General features: G+C 65.1%; 18 protein-coding genes and 1 pseudogene. 13 read left to right on the forward strand and 6 right to left on the reverse strand.

The genetic code is table 11. From position 1 onward, the window contains the following. The first annotated feature begins 30 nt into the window (after positions 1 to 30). Positions 31 to 777 (forward strand): IclR family transcriptional regulator, encoded by a 747-nt coding sequence (locus tag AC5Y5O_RS11480; RefSeq protein ID WP_096287684.1) that lies wholly within the window; start codon positions 31 to 33, stop codon positions 775 to 777. A gap of 146 nt (positions 778 to 923) precedes the next feature. Here the strand turns inward: AC5Y5O_RS11480 and AC5Y5O_RS11485 are convergent, their stop codons facing one another. From AC5Y5O_RS11485 to AC5Y5O_RS11495, 3 genes are all read right to left on the reverse strand, one after another. Beyond that, positions 924 to 1,220, reverse strand: a complete 297-nt coding sequence (locus AC5Y5O_RS11485; RefSeq protein WP_342927674.1) for an ANTAR domain-containing protein — start codon at positions 1,218 to 1,220, stop codon at positions 924 to 926. A 213-nt stretch (positions 1,221 to 1,433) separates the two neighbouring features. Further along, positions 1,434 to 2,798 carry a wax ester/triacylglycerol synthase domain-containing protein gene (locus tag AC5Y5O_RS11490; RefSeq protein WP_096287682.1) on the reverse strand — a complete coding sequence of 455 codons (1,365 nt, stop codon included), beginning with the start codon at positions 2,796 to 2,798 and terminating at the stop codon, positions 1,434 to 1,436. 129 nt (positions 2,799 to 2,927) lie between these two features. Next, the gene (locus AC5Y5O_RS11495; RefSeq protein ID WP_096287680.1) at positions 2,928 to 4,148 is read right to left on the reverse strand and encodes a CaiB/BaiF CoA transferase family protein; all 1,221 of its coding nucleotides are present in this window, start codon (positions 4,146 to 4,148) and stop codon (positions 2,928 to 2,930) included. A 194-nt stretch (positions 4,149 to 4,342) separates the two neighbouring features. Between AC5Y5O_RS11495 and AC5Y5O_RS11500 the strand changes: the two genes are divergently transcribed. From AC5Y5O_RS11500 to AC5Y5O_RS11535, 8 genes are read left to right on the forward strand one after another with little or no spacing between them, the layout of a single operon-like run. Next, positions 4,343 to 5,206, forward strand: a complete 864-nt coding sequence (locus tag AC5Y5O_RS11500) for a mycofactocin-coupled SDR family oxidoreductase (RefSeq protein ID WP_096287678.1) — start codon at positions 4,343 to 4,345, stop codon at positions 5,204 to 5,206. Between the two features lie 43 nt (positions 5,207 to 5,249). Further along, positions 5,250 to 6,233, forward strand: coding sequence for a thiamine pyrophosphate-dependent dehydrogenase E1 component subunit alpha (locus AC5Y5O_RS11505; protein WP_096287676.1), 984 nt, complete (start codon positions 5,250 to 5,252; stop codon positions 6,231 to 6,233). 4 nt (positions 6,234 to 6,237) lie between these two features. Then, positions 6,238 to 7,236, forward strand: a complete 999-nt coding sequence (locus AC5Y5O_RS11510; protein ID WP_500025226.1) for an alpha-ketoacid dehydrogenase subunit beta — start codon at positions 6,238 to 6,240, stop codon at positions 7,234 to 7,236. Beyond that, on the forward strand, positions 7,229 to 7,465 hold the full coding sequence (locus AC5Y5O_RS11515) for a biotin/lipoyl-containing protein (RefSeq protein ID WP_096291134.1): 237 nt from the start codon (positions 7,229 to 7,231) through the stop codon (positions 7,463 to 7,465). Before AC5Y5O_RS11510 ends, AC5Y5O_RS11515 begins: the two co-directional genes overlap by 8 nt. Positions 7,466 to 7,481: 16 nt before the next feature. Next, entirely contained in the window at positions 7,482 to 8,354 is an 873-nt protein-coding gene (locus tag AC5Y5O_RS11520) for an enoyl-CoA hydratase-related protein (protein WP_096287672.1), read from the forward strand. 8 nt (positions 8,355 to 8,362) lie between these two features. Then, positions 8,363 to 9,895, forward strand: a complete 1,533-nt coding sequence (locus tag AC5Y5O_RS11525; RefSeq protein WP_500025230.1) for an acyl-CoA synthetase — start codon at positions 8,363 to 8,365, stop codon at positions 9,893 to 9,895. A gap of 22 nt (positions 9,896 to 9,917) precedes the next feature. Next, complete coding sequence (locus tag AC5Y5O_RS11530) at positions 9,918 to 11,279, forward strand: aromatic ring-hydroxylating oxygenase subunit alpha (protein WP_096287668.1); 1,362 nt, start codon at positions 9,918 to 9,920, stop codon at positions 11,277 to 11,279. After that, positions 11,276 to 12,976, forward strand: coding sequence for an FAD-binding protein (locus AC5Y5O_RS11535; RefSeq protein ID WP_500025234.1), 1,701 nt, complete (start codon positions 11,276 to 11,278; stop codon positions 12,974 to 12,976). The genes AC5Y5O_RS11530 and AC5Y5O_RS11535 overlap by 4 nt, the downstream gene beginning before the upstream one ends. On the opposite strand, the gene AC5Y5O_RS11540 is transcribed toward AC5Y5O_RS11535, so the two are convergent. Then, complete coding sequence (locus tag AC5Y5O_RS11540) at positions 12,973 to 13,812, reverse strand: enoyl-CoA hydratase-related protein (RefSeq protein WP_096287664.1); 840 nt, start codon at positions 13,810 to 13,812, stop codon at positions 12,973 to 12,975. The two genes, AC5Y5O_RS11535 and AC5Y5O_RS11540, sit on opposite strands and share 4 nt — an antisense overlap. 126 nt (positions 13,813 to 13,938) lie before the next feature. Here AC5Y5O_RS11540 and AC5Y5O_RS11545 point away from each other — a divergent pair, with 126 nt between their 5' ends. Further along, on the forward strand, positions 13,939 to 14,796 hold the full coding sequence (locus AC5Y5O_RS11545; RefSeq protein ID WP_500025236.1) for an SH3-like domain-containing protein: 858 nt from the start codon (positions 13,939 to 13,941) through the stop codon (positions 14,794 to 14,796). Beyond that, positions 14,793 to 15,491 (forward strand): thiocyanate hydrolase subunit gamma, encoded by a 699-nt coding sequence (gene scnC, locus AC5Y5O_RS11550; RefSeq protein WP_500025238.1) that lies wholly within the window; start codon positions 14,793 to 14,795, stop codon positions 15,489 to 15,491. Before AC5Y5O_RS11545 ends, scnC begins: the two co-directional genes overlap by 4 nt. Here the strand turns inward: scnC and AC5Y5O_RS11555 are convergent. After that, positions 15,481 to 15,642, reverse strand: a complete 162-nt coding sequence (locus tag AC5Y5O_RS11555) for a hypothetical protein (protein ID WP_500025450.1) — start codon at positions 15,640 to 15,642, stop codon at positions 15,481 to 15,483. The two genes, scnC and AC5Y5O_RS11555, sit on opposite strands and share 11 nt — an antisense overlap. Between AC5Y5O_RS11555 and AC5Y5O_RS11560 the strand changes: the two are divergent. Then, positions 15,581 to 15,861 (forward strand): annotated as a pseudogene (locus AC5Y5O_RS11560) (thiocyanate hydrolase). The gene AC5Y5O_RS11555 and the pseudogene AC5Y5O_RS11560 overlap by 62 nt on opposite strands. Before the next feature lie 300 nt (positions 15,862 to 16,161). Beyond that, positions 16,162 to 17,532: a DEAD/DEAH box helicase gene (locus tag AC5Y5O_RS11565; RefSeq protein WP_500025240.1), complete on the forward strand. Its 1,371-nt coding sequence runs from the start codon at positions 16,162 to 16,164 to the stop codon at positions 17,530 to 17,532. 10 nt (positions 17,533 to 17,542) lie between these two features. On the opposite strand, the gene AC5Y5O_RS11570 is transcribed toward AC5Y5O_RS11565, so the two are convergent. Continuing rightward, the gene (locus AC5Y5O_RS11570; protein ID WP_096291132.1) at positions 17,543 to 18,088 is read right to left on the reverse strand and encodes a class I SAM-dependent methyltransferase; all 546 of its coding nucleotides are present in this window, start codon (positions 18,086 to 18,088) and stop codon (positions 17,543 to 17,545) included. Positions 18,089 to 18,249: the final 161 nt, after the last annotated feature.

The following is an 18,249-nucleotide window of genomic DNA, read 5'->3' on the forward strand; positions in this document are numbered from 1 at the left end:
GTCCGCATTGCGGAACACTATAGTGGAAGTGTGGCACCCACGGAACCCGCTTCGCCCACGAATCGCGACGAAGGCATCCAGGTGCTGCGCCGGGCCGCCGCGGCGTTGGACGAGATCGCCGCCGAGCCGGGACGGCTGCGGCTGGTCGACCTCGGTGAGCGGCTCGGACTGGCCAAATCGACGGCGCGGCGCCTTCTGGTCGGTCTGGTGGAAGTCGGGTTGGCCGGGGTGGATTCACAAGGCCACTTCTCGCTGGGCGAGCGATTGCTGGGGTTCGGCAGCGCCGCGGGACCGCACGTCTCGGCGATCTTCCGGCCGACCATCGAACGGGTAGCGCGGGCGACCGACGGTGAAACCGTCGATTTGTCCTTGTTGCGTGGCCAGCGGATGTGGTTCGTCGACCAGATCGAATCCTCACACCGGCTCCGCGCGGTCTCTGCCGTCGGTGTCCGATTCCCGCTGGAAGTGACCGCCAATGGCAAGGCGGCGCTCGCGGCGCTGGACGACACCGAGGCGGAGGCGATGATCTCCAGGTTCAGTGCCGGCGTGGCCGAGCGGCTTCGCCGCGAGCTCACCGAGATCCGGCGTAGCGGGATCGCATTCGACCGGGGCGAGCACACCCCGGGAATTTCGGCGGCCTCCATCGCGCGACGGACGTTGGGCGACAACGTCGTCGCCATCTCGGTGCCGGCTCCCACCGAGCGCTTCCTGGAAAAGGAGCAGCGCATCATCGCAGCATTGCGCACCGCGGCCGACTCACCGGCCTGGAGTCGTTGACGAGGCGTGAAGGGGCGGTGAAGACTCGCCGACGGACCGCCGCTAGTGCCCGATCGTCGGCGTCAGTCCCGTGAATTCTTGACGTGGGTTGGCACGGCCGTGGTACCCCCCAGGGACCCCGGCCGCGCCAAGATCGTGATCACGTCTCAGCAGCTCAGTGCTGCTGCTCCGCTGAACAGTTGACCCCACTCGTGGCGCGCAGCCGACTGCGCCTCGATGAAGCTCGATGTCTTTTCGCCCTCGCCGGCCAGGTGCACGAGCGCCCATGCCATCGCGAATACCGGAACCTTGTGACGCAGTGCCGCAGTGTGCAATTCGTCGAACGCCGTCTCCGAACGGCACCGGCGAAGGCCGATGATGATCCCCCGCGCGGTGTCGAGAATGCGGCTGGAGTTCGGTCCGCACGAGGAAGGTGCGGGAACCCAGTTCGCCATGCTCTTCATACCTCCTGTCGCCCCCAACGAAAATCCGCTACTCGGCATAGCGAACAAGAATCCGTGCCAGAACGCATGACTCGCGATCGGGATTCTCAAAGGCGCACTGTGCCATGATTTGTCGAATGGCACCGTTATGCCATACCGCCGCCGATACTGATATGTGGTCGTGATCGTGTCGGTATGCGCCGGTAGTCACGTCGGCGGCATCTCAGTTCCGAATTAGGTTGCGAGCGAGGTCAACTCGTCAAACCCCGCGACGATGGCGTCGTAGAAGACATCATAGTCGGGTATCGCGACGGTATCGACGTTGATGCCGATCGCGCAGGTGTCGACGTAGGTCAGCAACGTAACATTGACCGACGCTCCGATCGTCGGACCGAATGCGTATTGGGCGCGTACCGCCGCCCCGCCCAGGTAGACCCGCACCGGCACTCCCGGCACGTCGCTGGCCACGAAGTCGACGTGACGCAGTACCGAACCGATGTACCAGCGCGGCATCAGGTTCAGCGCGCCGGCGATCAACTGCGTATAGGGCAGCGATCTCTCATCGCGCACCGCGCCGGTGCGCTGGTGTATCGCCTTGATTCGTGCGGCCGGGTCGGCCTCGCTCACCGGCACGTCAAAGCGCATCAGCGTGATCCGGTTTCCTCCCATCTCGTCGGCGGCTGTGCGCAGACTGATCGGCATGGAAAGGTGCAGATCGCCGATCTCGACCCCGTGTTTCTCGTGGTATTGCCGCAACCCACCGGCTACGCCGGCGACGAACGCGTCGTTCAGCGCGCCCCCGCATCGGTGCGCTGCTTCCCGAAGGAGCGACTTCGGCACCTCATGGACACCGAGTCGCCGGATCAGGCCACGCTCGGTGATCAGCGGTGACCCGGTCCGGGCTATCGGCCGCACCGTCCGGTAGACCGATGCCGTGGTCGCCGCCGCGGATCGGACCGTCGAGATTGGCCGCCGAACACTGTCGATCAGCAACCGTGGAGCCGTCTTGACGACACCGATCAACGCCTTGCCCATCAGGTCGGCGTCGTATCGCCAGGAGTCGCGGTAGTCCCCCAGCAACGACGGGTCGTATCCCTGCGGCTCGGGCGGCAGGGACTCGTGCGGATAGATCTCTTCGGACAGGTTGAACAGGTTCATCGCGATCTGGACGCCCCCGACTCCATCGGTGAGCGCATGGTGGAACTTGCAGATCATCGCCGCGCCACCGTCTTTGAGGCCATCGATCAGCGTTACCTCCCAGAGCGCCCGCGCCCGGTCGAAGTCCTGCATCTCGGCCAACCGGGCCACCTCGAGTACGTCCTCGATCCCACCGGCCCCCGGGCAGGAGGTTCGGCGAATGTGGTAGCCGAGGTCGAAGTCCCGCACGTACTCCCACCGCGGTGGGGCCGGCGGTGGTGACGCCACCACCCGCTGCCGAAACATCGGTAGTTTCCTGCTGATCAGGTCGAGTCGGTCACGCACCTCATCCCAGTCCGGGGATCGGTCCAGCAACACGATGCTGACCACAGTTGACCGCAGCCGTGGATCGGCTTCCATTGCCCACGTGAAGGCATCGCTGTTGCGCATGAAGGTGGCCATGATGTACCTCGGGCACAAACCTACGACTCGTAGCCGCCGTCGTCATCAGTTTGTTGGCAGACAATGACTTTGGTCCCTCGGATAGGAGCCGTTTGTCAACTGTCGGGCCGGTGGCGTGGTCCGCCGGTATCAGAGGATCGAGTTGAGATCCTTCGCTTTTGCGATGTCGTCCCACTCGACGCCGAGCTCGAGCAGAATCTCCTCGGTGTGCTGACCATGTTCTGGAGCCCGCGCCGGAAGTGGGGGCGTTTCGTTGAATTGGACCGGCGCAGCGACGATTCGATATTCCTCGCCGTAATCGTCGACGTTTGTCACCACGTAACCGTTGGGTTCCACTTGCGGGTCGTTGAGTGTCTCCCTCGGTGTGGCAAGTGCGCCCCACACGCCCGGTTCGCTTGCGAGCACCTGCTGCCAGTGCGCGAGGTCCTGGCCGGCGAAAGTCTTCGCGACGATCTCGGTCGCCGCGGCCGCGTTCGCGATCAGATTGCTCGACGGCACGAAGCGCTCGTCGGTGGCCAACTCCGCAAGTCCGATGCGCTCACAGAAGCCGGCCCAGAATTTGTCGGGTTGCAGGAAGACCAGCTGGATCCATCTGCCGTCCTTGGTCTGGTACCGGTTCACCAGCGGATTGATGGCCAATCCCGGTGGGGCCCCGGGAATTCCGTCGATATCAAAGAAATCGGCGGCACAGATTGACGGCGCGATGGACCACATCGCCTGGGCCAGGAGGGAGGAGTCGACGATTGTCGGCTCGCCGGTGCGTTCCCGGTGGAACAGCGCCGCGCACACGCCACCGGCCAGCGTGGCCCCGCCTTGCAGGTCCCCGAAGCCGGGGCCCTGAACCGCCGGCGTATCGATCCCGAACGGGGTCAGGGTATAGGCGACCCCGCCGCGCGCCAGGTAGGTGGCCGCATCGAAGCCGCCGCGATCGCGGTCCGGGCCGCGGACCCCGAGGCCGGTGCCCCGCGCGATGATGATCTTCGGGTTGAACGCGCGAATGTCGTCGACCGTAAGCCGCGCGCGCTCCAGTGCGCCGGGCAGCCAATTCGTCAGGAATACATCCGCAGTGGCCAACAGACGGCCGAACAATTCGCGGCCCGTCTCGGATTTGATGTCGATGCCGATGCTGCGCTTGCCGCGGTTGCCCAACTCGAGGATGAAGTCGGCATCCGGGCGGGCCGCTTGGCGGGTGAAGCCGCCGACGACCAGCGCGCGGCCGGGATCGCCGAACGCCACGCCCTCGACCTTGATGACGTCCGCGCCCCAGTCGGCCAGCGCCGCTCCGGCCGAGGGGACATATGTCCAGGACGCCAACTCGACGACTCGCACCCCTTGCAGAACGCCTGACATCGCCAACCCCCTCGTCTCCGTCTGTTCTTGCTATTTTAGATATTCTAGTTACTCTAAGGGATATTGATAGCCCGGCCACTGCCACGTGCAGGTTTACGTGGAGAAGATGCGATGGAGCCGATCGTTGGTAACGAGCCGCCACGCGGGCCCCAACTCGGGTCGTTGGAAGTAGCCACCGGGACAAAGGATCAGCGATGGGCAGGGTAACGGGCAAGGTCGCCGTGATCAGCGGCGCCGCGCGGGGTCAGGGACGATCGCATGCGCGGATGCTGGCCGCCGAAGGTGCCGACATCATCGCGGTCGATCTGTGCGAGGACATCGACACGAACGAGTACCCGTTGGCCCGGCCGGAGGATCTGGACGAGACAGCACGGCTGGTCGAAAAGGAGGGACAGCGCGCGTTCACCGCGATCGCCGACGTCCGCGACCGGGTGGCCCTGTCCGCTGCGATCGATGAGGGTGTCGCCGAACTCGGGCACCTCGACATCGTGGTCGCCAACGCGGGTATCTGCCCGCTCACCGCGGGTCTGCCCCCGAAGGCGTTCGCCGACGCCGTGGACGTGGATCTGGTCGGCGTGCTCAATCTCGTACACGCGAGCCTCAAACACTTACAGGCCGGCGCGTCGATCATCGTGATCGGTTCCAACGCGGCATTCATGTCGTCGATGAACACCACCGGCATCGACGGCGGTCCCGGCGGTGCTGGCTATGCTTTCGCGAAACTGGCTGCGGCGCACTATGTTAACGACTTCGCACGGGCGCTGGCACCGTTCTCCATCCGGATGAACGCGGTACATCCGACCAACGTCAACACCGACATGTTGCACAGCCCGCCGATGTATCGCGCCTTTCGGCCCGACTTGAAAGAGCCGACGCGCGAGGACGCCGAACCGATTTTCCCGTTCGTCCAGGCGATGCCTATCCCCTATGTCGAACCCGAGGACATCAGCGAGGCGGTGCTGTTCCTCGCCTCCGACGCCGCGCGCTATATCACCGGACAGCAGTTGCGCGTCGACGGCGGCGGCTTCCTCAAGGTCAAGCCATGGTCGGGCGCATGACGGTGCTCGCACCAATCAGACTGCACCACAACGGAACAACGCGATGACCGCTACCGAATCCCGCGACGTCAACCGCCTCTACGCCTTGATGGTGCTGATGAAGGCGGCCGACGACCGGCTGTCCAAGGGCATCGGCACCGGCGAGTTCATGTGCGTGTACTGGCCGTCGCGTGGCCAGGAGGCGATCGCCGCCGCGATGGGTATCGCGCTGCGGCCCGACGACCAGCTGGTGACCACCTACCGCGGGCTGCACGATCTGATCGGCAAAGGTGTCCCGCTCGAGGAGATCTACGGCGAGATGATGGGACGCACGGTCGGTGCCGGTCGCGGCAAGGGCGGAACCATGCACATCGCCAAACCCGAGGTGGGAGTGATGCTTTCGACCGGTATCGTCGGTGCGGGACCGCCGGTGGCCGTGGGGCTGGCGATGGCCGCCAAACGCAAGGGGCTCGATCGCGTCACCGTGGTCAGCTTTGGCGACGGCGCCACCAATACGGGGTCCTTTCACGAGGCAGCCAACATGGCCGCGCTCTGGGATCTGCCGATGGTGTTCGTCTGCCAGAACAACCAGTACGCCGAAATGACGCCGACGCACGACACGATGAAGCTCGAGCGGGTCGCCGACCGGGCCGCCGGATACGGAATGCCGGGCGTTCGGGTCGACGGCAACGACCCGCTCGCGGTGCGCGCCGCGCTGGACGAGGCACTGCGGCGGGCGCGCGGCGGCGAGGGCCCCACCTTCATCGAGTGCGTGACATTCCGCTTCCGGGGCCACTATTTCGGCGATCGAATGCCCTACATCCCGAAGGAACAACTGGAAGCGGCGATGGCCGCCGATCCGGTGCCGCGCTTCCGGAGGCATCTCGCCGACGCCGGCATCGCCGACGAGCAGGAGCTCGCGCGCATTGACAACGAAGCGCTGGCCGCAGTGGAAGCCGCCCTGCAGACGGTGATGAGTGCGGAGTCCCCCACGGCCGACGAACTCGACCGCGACGTGTACGCAACTGCGATCAAGTTCCCGGTGTAAAGACATGGATGAAAAAGAGATGACGATGCGCGAGGCGCTGAACCTCGCGCTGGATCAGGCGCTGCAGGCCGACGACCGAGTGTTCCTGCTGGGTGAGGACATTGCGGATCCCGGTGCGTCCGGACCGACGGCGGGGTTGTCGACGAAATACGGTCACGACCGGGTGTTGGACACGCCGATCTCGGAGGCCGCGATCGTCGGTGCGGCGATCGGCGCCGCGATCGACGGACTGTTGCCGGTGGCCGAAATCATGATCATGGACTTCATCGGCATCGCCGCCGACCAGCTGATCAACAACGCCGCCAAGCTGCGGTTCATGACCGCCGGCCGCACCACGGCGCCGATCACCATTCGCACCCAGGTCTATGCGGGGCTGGCCACCGGCGCCACGCATTCGCAGAGTCTGGAGGCGTGGTTCATGCACATCCCGGGGATGAAGGTGATCGTGCCGTCCACCCCGCGAGACGGTAAAGGCCTGCTGGCCTCGGCGATCTTCGACCCCGACCCGTGCCTGTTCGTCGAGACGATCCGGCTGCAGGGCAAAAAGGGGCCGGTTCCCGTTGATCCCGGGTTCTCGATTCCCCTGGGCCAGGCCGACATCAAGCGGCCGGGCACCGATGTGAGTCTGATCGGCTACGGCCGCAGTGTGCACGAGTGCCTCGCGGCAGCGACTACCCTCGCCGACCACGACGTCAGCGCCGAGGTCGTCGACCTGCGCACCCTGGTGCCGCTCGACGTCGACACCATCGTCGAGTCCGTGCGGCGTACCCGCAGGGCCGTAATCGTCCACGACGCAGTGCAATTCGCCGGCCCCGGGGCAGAGATCGCCGCGATCCTGCAATCAGAGTTGTTCGGCGAGCTCGCCGCACCCGTGGAGCGGGTAGGCGCGCGGTTCGTGCCCAACCCGGCCGCCGCCGCGCTCGAGGCGCAGGTGTACCCGTCGGCGACCGGAGTCGTCGAAGCGGCCCAGCGCACGGTTGCGAAGGCGAATGCGCATGGCTGACTTCGTTATTCGCATCCCCCGGGTATCGGTTGCGGTGTCCGAAGCCGAACTCACCGGGCTGCTGGTCGGCGCCGGCGAGCACGTCGAGGCGGGCACACCGATCTACGTGATCGCCACCGAGAAGGTGGAGCAGGAAATCGAAGCGGGAGCATCCGGCACCGTCCAGTGGACGGGCCAGGTCGGGACCATCTACGACATCGGCGCCGAAATCGGCGTCATCTCGTCATAACGGAAGGGCAAAGCATATGGACCTCAACGAGACTCGCGAACGCATCATCTACCAGAAGAATGGACCGATCGCGAAGATCATCCTCAACTGGCCAGAGAAGGCCAATGCGCAGGACCAGAAGCTGGCCGAAGAGGTCGACGCCGCACTACTGGACGCCGACCGCGACTACGACATCAAGGTCCTGGTGCTCAAGGCCAACGGCAAGGGTTTCTGCTCCGGGCATGCGATCGGCAACAATGCCGTCGACTACCCGTCGTTCGTGGAGAACGCGATGGTGACGGGCCACCCGTGGAAGGCGCAGTCGGATCTGTTCGTCAAGCCGACCCTGAACCTGTGGGAGTTCTCCAAGCCCACCATCGCGCAGGTCCACGGCTACTGCGTGGGCGGCGGGACGCACATGGGCCTGACCACCGACATCGTCATCGCCTCCGACGACGCCTACTTCTCTTACCCGCCGCTGCAGGGGTTCGGCATGCCGTCGGGTGAATGTTCGATCGAGCCTTGGGTGTTCATGAACTGGCGCCGTGCGGCCTACTACCTGTTCACCGCTGAGGTGATCGACGCGCGCAAGGCGCTGGAGGTCGGCCTGGTCAACGAGGTGGTCAAGCGCGAGGATCTCGACGATCGGGTGGACGCGATCGCCCGCCACATCGCCCAGGCGCCGCTGACGACGTTGATGCTCACCAAGGCCAATCTGAAGCGGGCCTGGGAGCTGATGGGCATGCGGGTGCACTGGCAGAGCTCCAACGATCTCGTCGCACTCGCCTCGATCAGCAAGGACGTACAGCAGCTGATCCAGACCGTCTTCAAGGACAAGGTGCTGCCGTCCGAACACGCGCGGCGTCAGGCCGCGGCCGCCGCACAGACCGACGGCGCCGCGGCGACGTAGGCCCGCTGGTGAACATCGCCGACCACGCGATCGCGCACGCACAGTCGCCGGCTTTGATTGCCGACGGCGGCGTGATCTCGTTCGGCGAGCTCTACGAGCGCAGCCGACGGGTCGCCGCGGCGCTGCACGATGCGGGGTTGCGGCGCGGCGACGGTGTGGCCCTGGTGTTGCCGAATCGACCGGAGTTCTTCGAAATCACCTGGGGGTGCCAGCTTTCCGGGCTCTACTACACCGCCGTCAACACCCATTTCACGCCCGACGAGGTTGCCTACGTGATCGGCGACTCGGATGCCAAGGCGGTGTTCGTCGACGCGTCGATGCCCGAAATCGCGTCCCACGTAGGCGATGTCAACCCAACGGTCGGCGTCCACATCGGCGTCGGCGGCGAGCTGCCCGGTTGGACCCGATACGAGGACGCGCTGGCGGCGGCGGGTGCCGGCCCACCGTTGTCGGACGGATCCGAGATGCTCTACTCGTCGGGAACCACGGGCCGGCCCAAGGCGGTCCGCCGGCCGCTGCCGGTTGACGGCAACGGCTCCTGGGCGCAGTCGGTGCTCGAGCTGGCACTGATCCACAAGTACGGCATGGACCAATCGAGTGTGTACCTGTCCCCGGCGCCGCTGTATCACGCCGCCGGCGTGAACTACACGATGGCGGCCAGCCGGGTGGGTGCGGCGTCGATCATCATGAAAAAGTTCGACCCCGAGGCGGTCTTGCGACTGATCGAGACACACCGGGTGACGCACGCCCAGTTCGTTCCGACGATGTTCGTCCGGATGCTCAAACTGCCCGAGGCGGTGCGGCGCGGCTACGACGTCTCCAGCCTGCGCTGCGTCATCCATGCCGCCGCCCCCTGCCCGGTGGACGTCAAGCACCAGATGATGGATTGGCTTGGGCCGATCATTCACGAATATTACGGCGGCACAGAAGGATTCGCGGGTACCGTGATCGGCCCCGAGGAGTGGCTTGCCCATCCCGGCTCGGTCGGGATCCCGATGGCCCCGGTGCATGTGGTCGGCGACGACGGTCAAGAGCTTCCCATCGGCCAGGCTGGAGAGCTTTACTTCGAAGGTGGACCCGAATTCGAGTACTTCAAGGATCCCGTCAAGACCGCGTCGGTGTACAACGACCGCGGCTGGCGCTCCTTGGGGGACATGGGATACGTCGACGAGGACGGGTACATGTACTTGACCGATCGGTCGACGTTCACGATTGTCTCCGGCGGGGTGAACATCTACCCGCAGGAGGCGGAGAACCTTCTGGTGATGCATCCCAAGCTGGTTGATGCCGCAGTCTTCGGCGTTCCCAACGACGAGTTCGGCGAAGAGGTCAAGGCCGTCGTGCAGCCCGTTGCCGACGTGGACGCCGGGCCTGACCTGGAGGCAGAGCTGATCGCGTATTGCCGGGCCCACCTGGCCGGCTACAAGTGCCCGCGCACAGTCGAATTCGACCCGGAATTGCCTCGCGATCCGAACGGAAAGCTCTACAAAAGGCGCATTCGCGAGCGTTACTGGCAGGGGCGGGCATCACGAATCGTGTGACGCTGACACAAGGGATGACGAGATGGCTGTAGAAGCAGGTTCGAGACGCGCGAACTGGACGGCGTTACCGGTGCCATGGGCGGTGGCGGCCGTCGATCGAATTCCCAAGCAGCGCTACTACGACGCGGATTTCTACGCGCTGGAGGCCGAGATGTTGTGGCCCCGAGTGTGGCAGATGGCCTGCCGGCTCGAGGAGATACCCAAGCCCGGCGACTACGTCGAGTACGAGATTCTCGACGAGTCGATCATCGTGGTCCGGGTCGACGGCGAGACGGTGCGGGCTTATCACAACGCCTGCCGCCATCGCGGGGTAAAGCTGGTGGAAGGCAACGGGAATCGGCGTACCTTCGTGTGTCCGTTTCACGGCTGGTGCTGGGGCTTAGACGGCCGCAACACCTTCGTACTGCGGCCCGAGGCGTTCGCCGCGAACAACATGCGCCGAGATGACCTCGCACTCGTGCCGGTCCGCTGTGAGCTCTGGGGTGGTTGCGCGTGGATCAACCTCGACAACGGTGCGCCGGCGTTGCGGGAGTGCATCGAACCGTTCGCGTCGATCTATGACGCATGGCAGGTGGAAACGCTGCGCACCGAGTGGTGGCAATCCTGCCGACTTCCGGTGAACTGGAAATTGGCGACGGCGGCATTCATGGAGGGTTACCACGTTCCGCAGACGCACCCGCAACTGCTGCCGTCGAGCATGCCCACCACCACCGCGAAGCCCGGCCTGGCACAGACCAACCTGTATTTCATGCGGACGCTCGGCGAAGGCATGGCGGGCATGACGCATGAGAACGACGTCCGGATCGCCGAGGGCTTGCAGAACATCGACCTGCCGGTTGATCCCGCCGAGGCCATGGTCACCTGGCGCAGGACACTCAACGACGCCATCGTCGGCTGGCATCGGGCGCGGGGCTGCGATATGCCCGATCTCAACGAGTTGGAGCGGCGCGGCATCACCGAGGCAATCAATTTCGCTTTCCCCCACTACTTTTTGCTGCCGCAATACAGCAGCGCCTCGTCGTACCGGATCAGGCCGTTGGGGCCCGAGGAGACCCTGTTCGAGATCTGGTCGCTGACGCGGATCCCGCCGGACCAGGTCACCGGCAAGCCCACCCCACCGGAACCCATGGCACCCGACGACCCGCGCTGGCCGCCGATCCCCGCCCAGGACTTCTCCAACTTGCCGCGCCAGCAAAAAGGATTGCATTCCAAGGGCTTTGAGTTCATGCGGCTGTCCGACCAGATCGAAGGGTTGATCTCGAACTTCGAGCGGGTAATCGACGGGTTCCTCGCCGGCCTACCCCACGACGCGCTGGTTCCCGCGATCCAGAAGACCAACACCACGATCGACGTCCCAATCGCCGATCTCGGGTTCAGCTCATGACCACGCAGTGGGACCGCTCGGTGGACCTGCTGATCGCGGGCAGCGGCGGGGGCGGCATGGTGGCGGGCCTGGCGGCGCTGGACAGCGGACTGGAACCCCTGATCGTCGAAAAGCAGGCTCTGGTCGGCGGATCGACCGGGCTTTCCGGCGGGATTGTCTGGCTGCCCAACAATCCGTTGATGCGTGCCGACGGCATCGCCGATTCGCACGAAGACGGCCTGGCCTATCTGGCCGACGTGGTCGGCGATATCGGTCCGGCTTCCTCGCCGGCGCGCCGGGAGATGTTCCTGACCGCGGGCTACGAGATGATCAATTTTCTCAGCCGCAAAGGCGTTCGGTTGATCCGCTGTGCCGGCTGGAGCGACTACTACCCGAATCACAAGGGCGGCAACGAGTCCGGCCGCGCCGTCGAGGGAATCCCGTTCGACGCCGCCGAACTCGGCAGCTGGTACGACAAGGTTCAGCCGCCGCTGGCCAAGAGTTACGGGTACGTGGTACTCACCAACGAGCTTCGTTCGGTTCAGTACTTCAACCGTGCGCCCCGCGCATTCGCGGTCGCCACCAAGGTGTTCCTGCGCACCGCCGCGGCGCGTGCAAGGCGCGCACAGATCCTCACCAACGGCGCCTCGCTGATCGCGCAGATGCTCAAGGTGCTGATCGACCTGGGCGGTAATCAACCGCCACTGTGGACGGGCACCGCGATGGAAGACCTGATCGTCGAGGACGGCCGGGTCGTCGGCGCTCGCGTCAACCGGGACGGCGTCGCGCTGAACATCGAGGCGCGCAAGGGAGTTCTGCTGGCCGCCGGCGGCTTCGGCCACAACAAGGAGATGCGCCGCCGGTACAGCGGCGACCAACCCAATGAAGGCCAGTGGTCGATCGCCAACGCCGGTGACACCGGCGAAGTGCTGGAAACGGCAATGCGGCTCGGCGCCAAGACCGATCTGCTGGACGAAGCATGGTGGCTTCCTTCGGTTTTCATCGCAAACGGAGGAGCAGTCGCCGCATCTCTGGGCTCGGGACGGCAGCGTCCCGGCGCCATCTACGTCGATTCGACCGGCCGTCGGTTCTGCAACGAATCGAACTCCTACGTCGAAGTGGGCAAGGCGATGTACGCCAACAAGGCGGTCCCCTGCTGGATGATCTTCGACGACGGATACGTGCGTCGGTATGTCACCAGCTCCAATCCGCTGAAACGCAACCAGCACCTGCCGCCCGAGCTGATCGAGAAAGGCGCCGTCAAACGCGGCGCCACGATCGCCGACCTGGCCCGCCAGATCGACCTGCCGGCCGATGAGTTGTCGCGCACCATCGAACGGTTCAACCGTTTCTCCGCCAAGGGATTGGATCCCGACTTCGGACGTGGGCAGTCCGCCTACAACGACTGTCTCGGTGATCCGGGATATCGACCGAACGCCGCGATCGGGCCGCTCGACCGTGCGCCGTATTACGCGACGCGTGTTCTGCCATCCGACGTCGGAACATGTGGCGGTGTGATCACCAACGAGCACGCCCAAGTGCTGGATCAGCAGGACCAGGTGATCGACGGCCTGTACGCGACGGGCAACACCACCGCGACGGTAATGGGCCGCACGTATCCGGGTGCGGGCGCGAGCATTGCCAGCTCGATGGTGTTCGGTTACGTCGCGGCACGGCATGCGGCCGGGCGCAAAATCGCCGGCGAGCAAAGCCGCTAGGAATTCTTGTCGTCGCGGTCGACGAAATCGCGTGGCTTCATGCCTGATTGCATCAGTTCGGCTCGGCGTGCCTGGACGTCGGTCGCGGCGCCGACCATGTTGGTCAGGATGTGGCTGACCTGAAGGTGCACCCGCATGCCCATCAGTTCCCATGCGCGCTTGACGTTGTTCTTCACCGCCATCAGTGTGGTCAAAGGGATTTGGGCGATTTTGCGCGCCATCTCCTCGACCGTGTCCTCGAGGTCGTCGCGCGGCACCACCCTGTTCAGCAGCCCCCACTCGAGAGCCTGCTGGGCGGACAGCGTCGGCGCCAGCAACAGCCAGTCCATGGTGCGATGCCAGTTCATCAGCAACCACGGCTCAATCATGGTGTGGCCGCCGGGTTCTCCGAGGCTTTGGGCAAGCGGCATCTGGAAATACGCGTCATCGGACGCCACGCAGAAGTCGGTCAGCAGCCCGAGGTAGATTCCGCCGCCCATGCAATAGCCGTGAATCTGCGAGATCGTCGGCTTCGGGAATTCCCACAAATACAGCGTGGGCCACAGAAATAGATCGGCGGTCCCTTTGTACAGGTCCTCGAAGGTGTTTCCGAAATCGGGATAGGGGTTTTCGTCCGGCCCCCAGCGGGCGACGTGGCCGCCGCAGAACCCCTTGCCGTTGGCTTTGAGGATGACGACCTTGATCTCGCTGTCGCGGTCCGCCTCGTGCAGGCAATTGTCGACTTCGGTGACGAGCACGGCATCCTTGGTATTGGCCTTGTCGACCCGATTCAGAATGATCCGCGCGATCGGCGGCTCGCGTTCGTAGATGATCGCTTCGAGGACGCGACGCTCCATCGGTTCGACATTACCCTGCGCGCAATTGGTTTTGCGGTTGCGTGATCTTGACGAGTGGAGTGAGCTGTATTGGGTGCGCACCGGGCTGTGCACAGGCCTAGATCGCGACGCATGAATGGAGCCGAGATGGCGACTCCTTATGACCGCGCGGAGCGCCTGGATCTAGTCGCCAGGCTCAAGTCCTCTTACCCGGAACTCCCCGACGCACCCACCCCCGATCTGATCGATCACGATCGTTTCGCCGCGTACGTCAAGACACCGCACGACGTCGGCGGCGAGCCGGATGCCCCGATCGAATACGAGAACAAGCAGTACGAGATCTGGGAAGAGAACACCTACATCATGTGCGAGGTTCTCGGCTGGCGCGGTATCTGGTTGTCGGAGGAGCGGCGGCGGATGGGCAATGTCGACCTGGGCCGCGCGATCTATCTTGGTCTCCCCTATTACGTGCGCTGGCTGCTCGCCGTCGTGCGCGTGCTGGTCGAGAAACACCACATCGGGCTCAGCGAATTAGCCGAGCGCATGATCGAGGTGAAGGCCCGATACGAAGGGGGTCTGCAGGGCAAGGCATTGGAGGCCAAGCCCAAATTCGAGGGCGATCCCGCCAAGGTCGAACGCAACGAACACCACCTTCGCGCCGTCGGCACTGGCGACCCGCAGATATTCGCCGGTCAGGCCGGCGAGCCGAAGTTTCGGGTCGGAGACCGGATCGTGGTGAAGGAGCTGCCCATTCTGCTCTATACCCGAACCCAGGAGTATGTGCGGGGCGCGACGGGTGAAATCGCCGCCGTCACCTATGAAAGCCCCGCCGCCGAAGACGAGACCTGGGCCGGCCCCGATCAAAAACCCGAGTGGTTCTACATCGTTCGGTTCAACCTCGCCGAACTTTGGCATGCCTACACCGGTCCCAGCAAGGACACCCTGCAAACCGAGATCCCCGAGCGATGGCTCGAAGCGGCCGGATCCGAGAGGGCATCGGCATGACCGATCACGATCACGATCGCACCGCCGCGCCGATGGTGGACGAGATCACCGACTTCGAGGTCCTTGAGATCGCCCTTCGCGAATTGTGTATCGAGAAAGGGATTTTCACCGCGGCCGAACACCGGCTGATGACCGAGTACGCCGAACAGATCGGTCCCACGCCCGCCGCGCGCCTGGTGGCTAGGGCGTGGCTTCAGCCAGCGTTCAAAGACTTGGTCGTTGCCGACCCGCTCGCAGCCAGCAAGGAAGTCGGCGTCGACTGGCTGCAACCGACGGGGTTCGGAACGCCCAGCGATTTCACGGCGTTTCACGTTCTTGTAGACACGCCCGTGCTGCCCCACGTGATCGTGTGCACGCTGTGTTCGTGTTATCCCCGTCCGATCCTGGGCAATTCGCCCGAGTGGTACCGCACACCCAACTTCCGGCGGCGCATCGTGCGCTGGCCGCGCCAGGTACTCGCGGAGTTCGGGCTCTATCTTTCCGAGGACGTCGAGATCCGGGTGGAGGATTCCAATCAGAAACATCGCTTCATGGTGATGCCCGTACGCCCCGAAGGAACCGACGGCTGGACCGAGGACCAGCTGGTCGAGATCCTTACTCGCGATTGTCTGATCGGCGTCGCGCTGCCCAAGGCGGGGGTGACGACGAACGCGATCACCGCGACACGGCCCGCCACCCATCCGGTCAGCGACTGATCACCGCGGGTGGCCAGGTGAACAGTTCCGACCCGTCCACGATCGCGCCGTTGGCGAAAATTGTTGAACGCAACCAGATATGGGCCCGAATGGCCGCGAAGTACGGCGTCGAAAATCCGGTGCCGCCCTGGAAGACCAGCCTGGACGGCATCTGCGACGCACTTGACCAAAGTGCTTGTGGCTCAGAGGTACTCAACTTCGTCGAACGCCGCAACGAAGAGGACGCGCTGTCGGCGACGATCTACGCCGACCTGCCCTACCCGGAAACCGGCTGGTCGCCCTGGCGCACTCGCTGGTGGCCCGCGGCGTCATCGGTGAAGTCGAGCTGGCCGAGCGACTGGCGGCAGTCCGGGCCCGGCTGGAAGCCTGACCACACGTGCAGCGACGAACATCACAACCCTCCAGCGTCGTCTTTTTCGTCGCGTGCGCTAGGCTGTGAACAACGTTGGTCTCATCTACCTCGAATACCGACGACGTCGTGGAACGCTTCCTCATCCTCCGGTGCCAGCTCAAAGTCTGAGCCCAACACCGCATCCAGATGACGTGCATCCGCACTAGCTTGTCTCGCGGCGATCGATTTTGCCGACCGGCAATCTCGCCACCATAGTGCTGATGGCCGCACGATGTACTCGTCGCCGGCTCGGCACCGATGCCTGAAAGGCACCGAAAAGTGACTACCGACAAAACATTTGCCGATCTCGGCGTGCCACGACCGATCGTCGGCGCACTCGCCAAGCGCGGCATCGAACATCCATTTCCGATTCAGGTCGAAACCCTTCCGGACACGCTGGCCGGCAGGGACGTGCTGGGCCGCGGGAAGACCGGCAGCGGCAAGACCCTTGCCTTCTCGATCCCGTTGGTCAGCCGACTCTCCGACGGAAACCGGCGCCCCTCGCGGCCATCGGGTTTGGTGCTCGCGCCGACCCGTGAGCTGGCGAGCCAGATCACCGCGACGCTGGAACCGCTGGCAACCGCATGCGGTCTGCGCGTCACGACGATCTTCGGCGGCGTTTCGCAATCTCGTCAGGTGAGCGCGCTGAGGGCCGGCGCCGACATCGTGGTGGCCTGCCCGGGCCGGCTCGAGGATCTGATGAAGCAACGGCTGATCAGCCTCGAGGCGGTCGAGATCACTGTGATCGACGAAGCCGATCACATGGCCGATCTCGGCTTCCTGCCCGGCGTCACCCGAATTCTGGCCGCGACGCCCAACGGCGGCCAGCGGATGCTGTTTTCGGCGACCCTGGACAACGGCGTGGACAAGCTCGTCAAGCGGTTCCTCCGCGATGAGGTGTCACACGCCGTCGACAGTGCCGACTCGCCGGTATCCGCGATGACCCATCACGTGTTCCACGTCGCCAACGCCGAAGCCAAGAAGGAAGTCGTGCACCGGCTCGCGTCCGGCACCGGGCGCCGGATTCTGTTCATGCGCACCAAGCATCAGGCCCGCAAGCTCGCCAAGCAGCTCACCGAATCGGGAGTTCCGTCAGTCGACCTGCACGGCAACCTGTCTCAGCCCGCCCGCGAGCGCAACCTGGCGATGTTCGCCTCCGGTGGCGCCCGGGTGCTGGTAGCAACCGATATCGCCGCCCGCGGCGTGCACGTCGACGAGGTCGAACTCGTCGTGCACATCGACCCGCCCGCCGAGCACAAGTCCTATCTGCACAGGTCCGGGCGCACGGCACGGGCCGGCAGCGCCGGTGACGTCGTCACCGTGGTGTTGCCCGAGCAGCGACATGACACGCAGACATTGATGCGCAAGGCCGGTATCAAAGTCGCCCCTCAGCAGGTGACCGCGACATCGGAGGCGGTGCAAGCGCTCGTCGGCGAGGTCGCGCCCTACCAGGCGCCGGCGCCCGCCGCTGCGCCATCGCGCCCGCCCCGGCAGCACCGACCGAACGAGGGCGGCCACCGCCGCCGTCAGGGTGGCACTCGATCCGCGAAAGCCAATACCGCGCGCACCGAATCGGGGGCGCCGCACCGCACCGCGACACCGACCCGGCGGGTCGAACATCGCCGGCGATCCAGCCGCGCGCAGGGGTGATTCGCGGGGCTCAAGCCCGGGCCAGCAGCCAGGCTAGGCCCTGGCTCTCGCCTGCGGCGATGACGCCCAGTGCGCCGAAGGCCGACGCTAGCTCGCCCGGAGCCGCGCGAAACGGTCCCGGTTCGGCCCCGACTTCGCTGAGCGCCGCCGTGGCCAGCAGGCCGCCCGGCGCCAGGCGATCGATGAGCGCCTGGTCGAGGCGCCGGTCGCGGAATCTGTGGCAGACGATGACGTCGACGGGTGGGCCGTCCGGCAGCCCGTCGTCGAGGTCCACAACATCGAAACGGCAGCGTGCGTCAACTCCGCTGTGCCGGGCCAGTTCCCGGGCTTGGCCAATGCCGACCGCGGAGACGTCGAACCCGACGACCTGCAGGCCCCGCTGCGCCAGCCAGACGCTGGCGAGCCCCCGGCCGCAGGCGACGTCGAGCGCCCGCCCGGTTGTCGGGAAAATATCCGCATAGGTGGCGAAGGCAGCAGGAGGCCCGACCGCCGCGCCGGACGCCGGTTCCTTACTCGTGTACCGCTCGTCCCAACGGCGCTGGTCCTCCCGGGTCACAGCCGTCACCTTACGACTCCTACGGCACGCGAACCGCAGAGTCGAAAGTTCTGGACAACTGTCTGCGTTTGACGCTACGGGTCGGCGCTCGCGTATCCACCGATCGAGGCGAAACAGACGCCGTCGACGCAGTACCGGGACGTTTAACCGTCCTGGGACGC

It is taken from the genome of Mycobacterium sp. NGS40 (assembly GCF_059812735.1).

What these genes read in the sequence shown, in the direction of transcription:
- AC5Y5O_RS11485 (WP_342927674.1), bottom strand. Translation starts at nt 1,220, where the DNA reads ATGAAGAGCATGGCGAACTGGGTTCCCGCACCTTCCTCGTGCGGACCG.
- AC5Y5O_RS11490 (WP_096287682.1), bottom strand. Translation starts at nt 2,798, where the DNA reads ATGGCCACCTTCATGCGCAACAGCGATGCCTTCACGTGGGCAATGGAA.
- AC5Y5O_RS11495 (WP_096287680.1), bottom strand. Translation starts at nt 4,148, where the DNA reads ATGTCAGGCGTTCTGCAAGGGGTGCGAGTCGTCGAGTTGGCGTCCTGG.
- AC5Y5O_RS11500 (WP_096287678.1), top strand. Translation starts at nt 4,343, where the DNA reads ATGGGCAGGGTAACGGGCAAGGTCGCCGTGATCAGCGGCGCCGCGCGG.
- AC5Y5O_RS11505 (WP_096287676.1), top strand. Translation starts at nt 5,250, where the DNA reads ATGACCGCTACCGAATCCCGCGACGTCAACCGCCTCTACGCCTTGATG.
- AC5Y5O_RS11510 (WP_500025226.1), top strand. Translation starts at nt 6,238, where the DNA reads ATGGATGAAAAAGAGATGACGATGCGCGAGGCGCTGAACCTCGCGCTG.
- AC5Y5O_RS11515 (WP_096291134.1), top strand. Translation starts at nt 7,229, where the DNA reads ATGGCTGACTTCGTTATTCGCATCCCCCGGGTATCGGTTGCGGTGTCC.
- AC5Y5O_RS11520 (WP_096287672.1), top strand. Translation starts at nt 7,482, where the DNA reads ATGGACCTCAACGAGACTCGCGAACGCATCATCTACCAGAAGAATGGA.
- AC5Y5O_RS11530 (WP_096287668.1), top strand. Translation starts at nt 9,918, where the DNA reads ATGGCTGTAGAAGCAGGTTCGAGACGCGCGAACTGGACGGCGTTACCG.
- AC5Y5O_RS11535 (WP_500025234.1), top strand. Translation starts at nt 11,276, where the DNA reads ATGACCACGCAGTGGGACCGCTCGGTGGACCTGCTGATCGCGGGCAGC.
- AC5Y5O_RS11540 (WP_096287664.1), bottom strand. Translation starts at nt 13,812, where the DNA reads ATGGAGCGTCGCGTCCTCGAAGCGATCATCTACGAACGCGAGCCGCCG.
- AC5Y5O_RS11545 (WP_500025236.1), top strand. Translation starts at nt 13,939, where the DNA reads ATGGCGACTCCTTATGACCGCGCGGAGCGCCTGGATCTAGTCGCCAGG.
- scnC (WP_500025238.1), top strand. Translation starts at nt 14,793, where the DNA reads ATGACCGATCACGATCACGATCGCACCGCCGCGCCGATGGTGGACGAG.
- AC5Y5O_RS11555 (WP_500025450.1), bottom strand. Translation starts at nt 15,642, where the DNA reads ATGCCGTCCAGGCTGGTCTTCCAGGGCGGCACCGGATTTTCGACGCCG.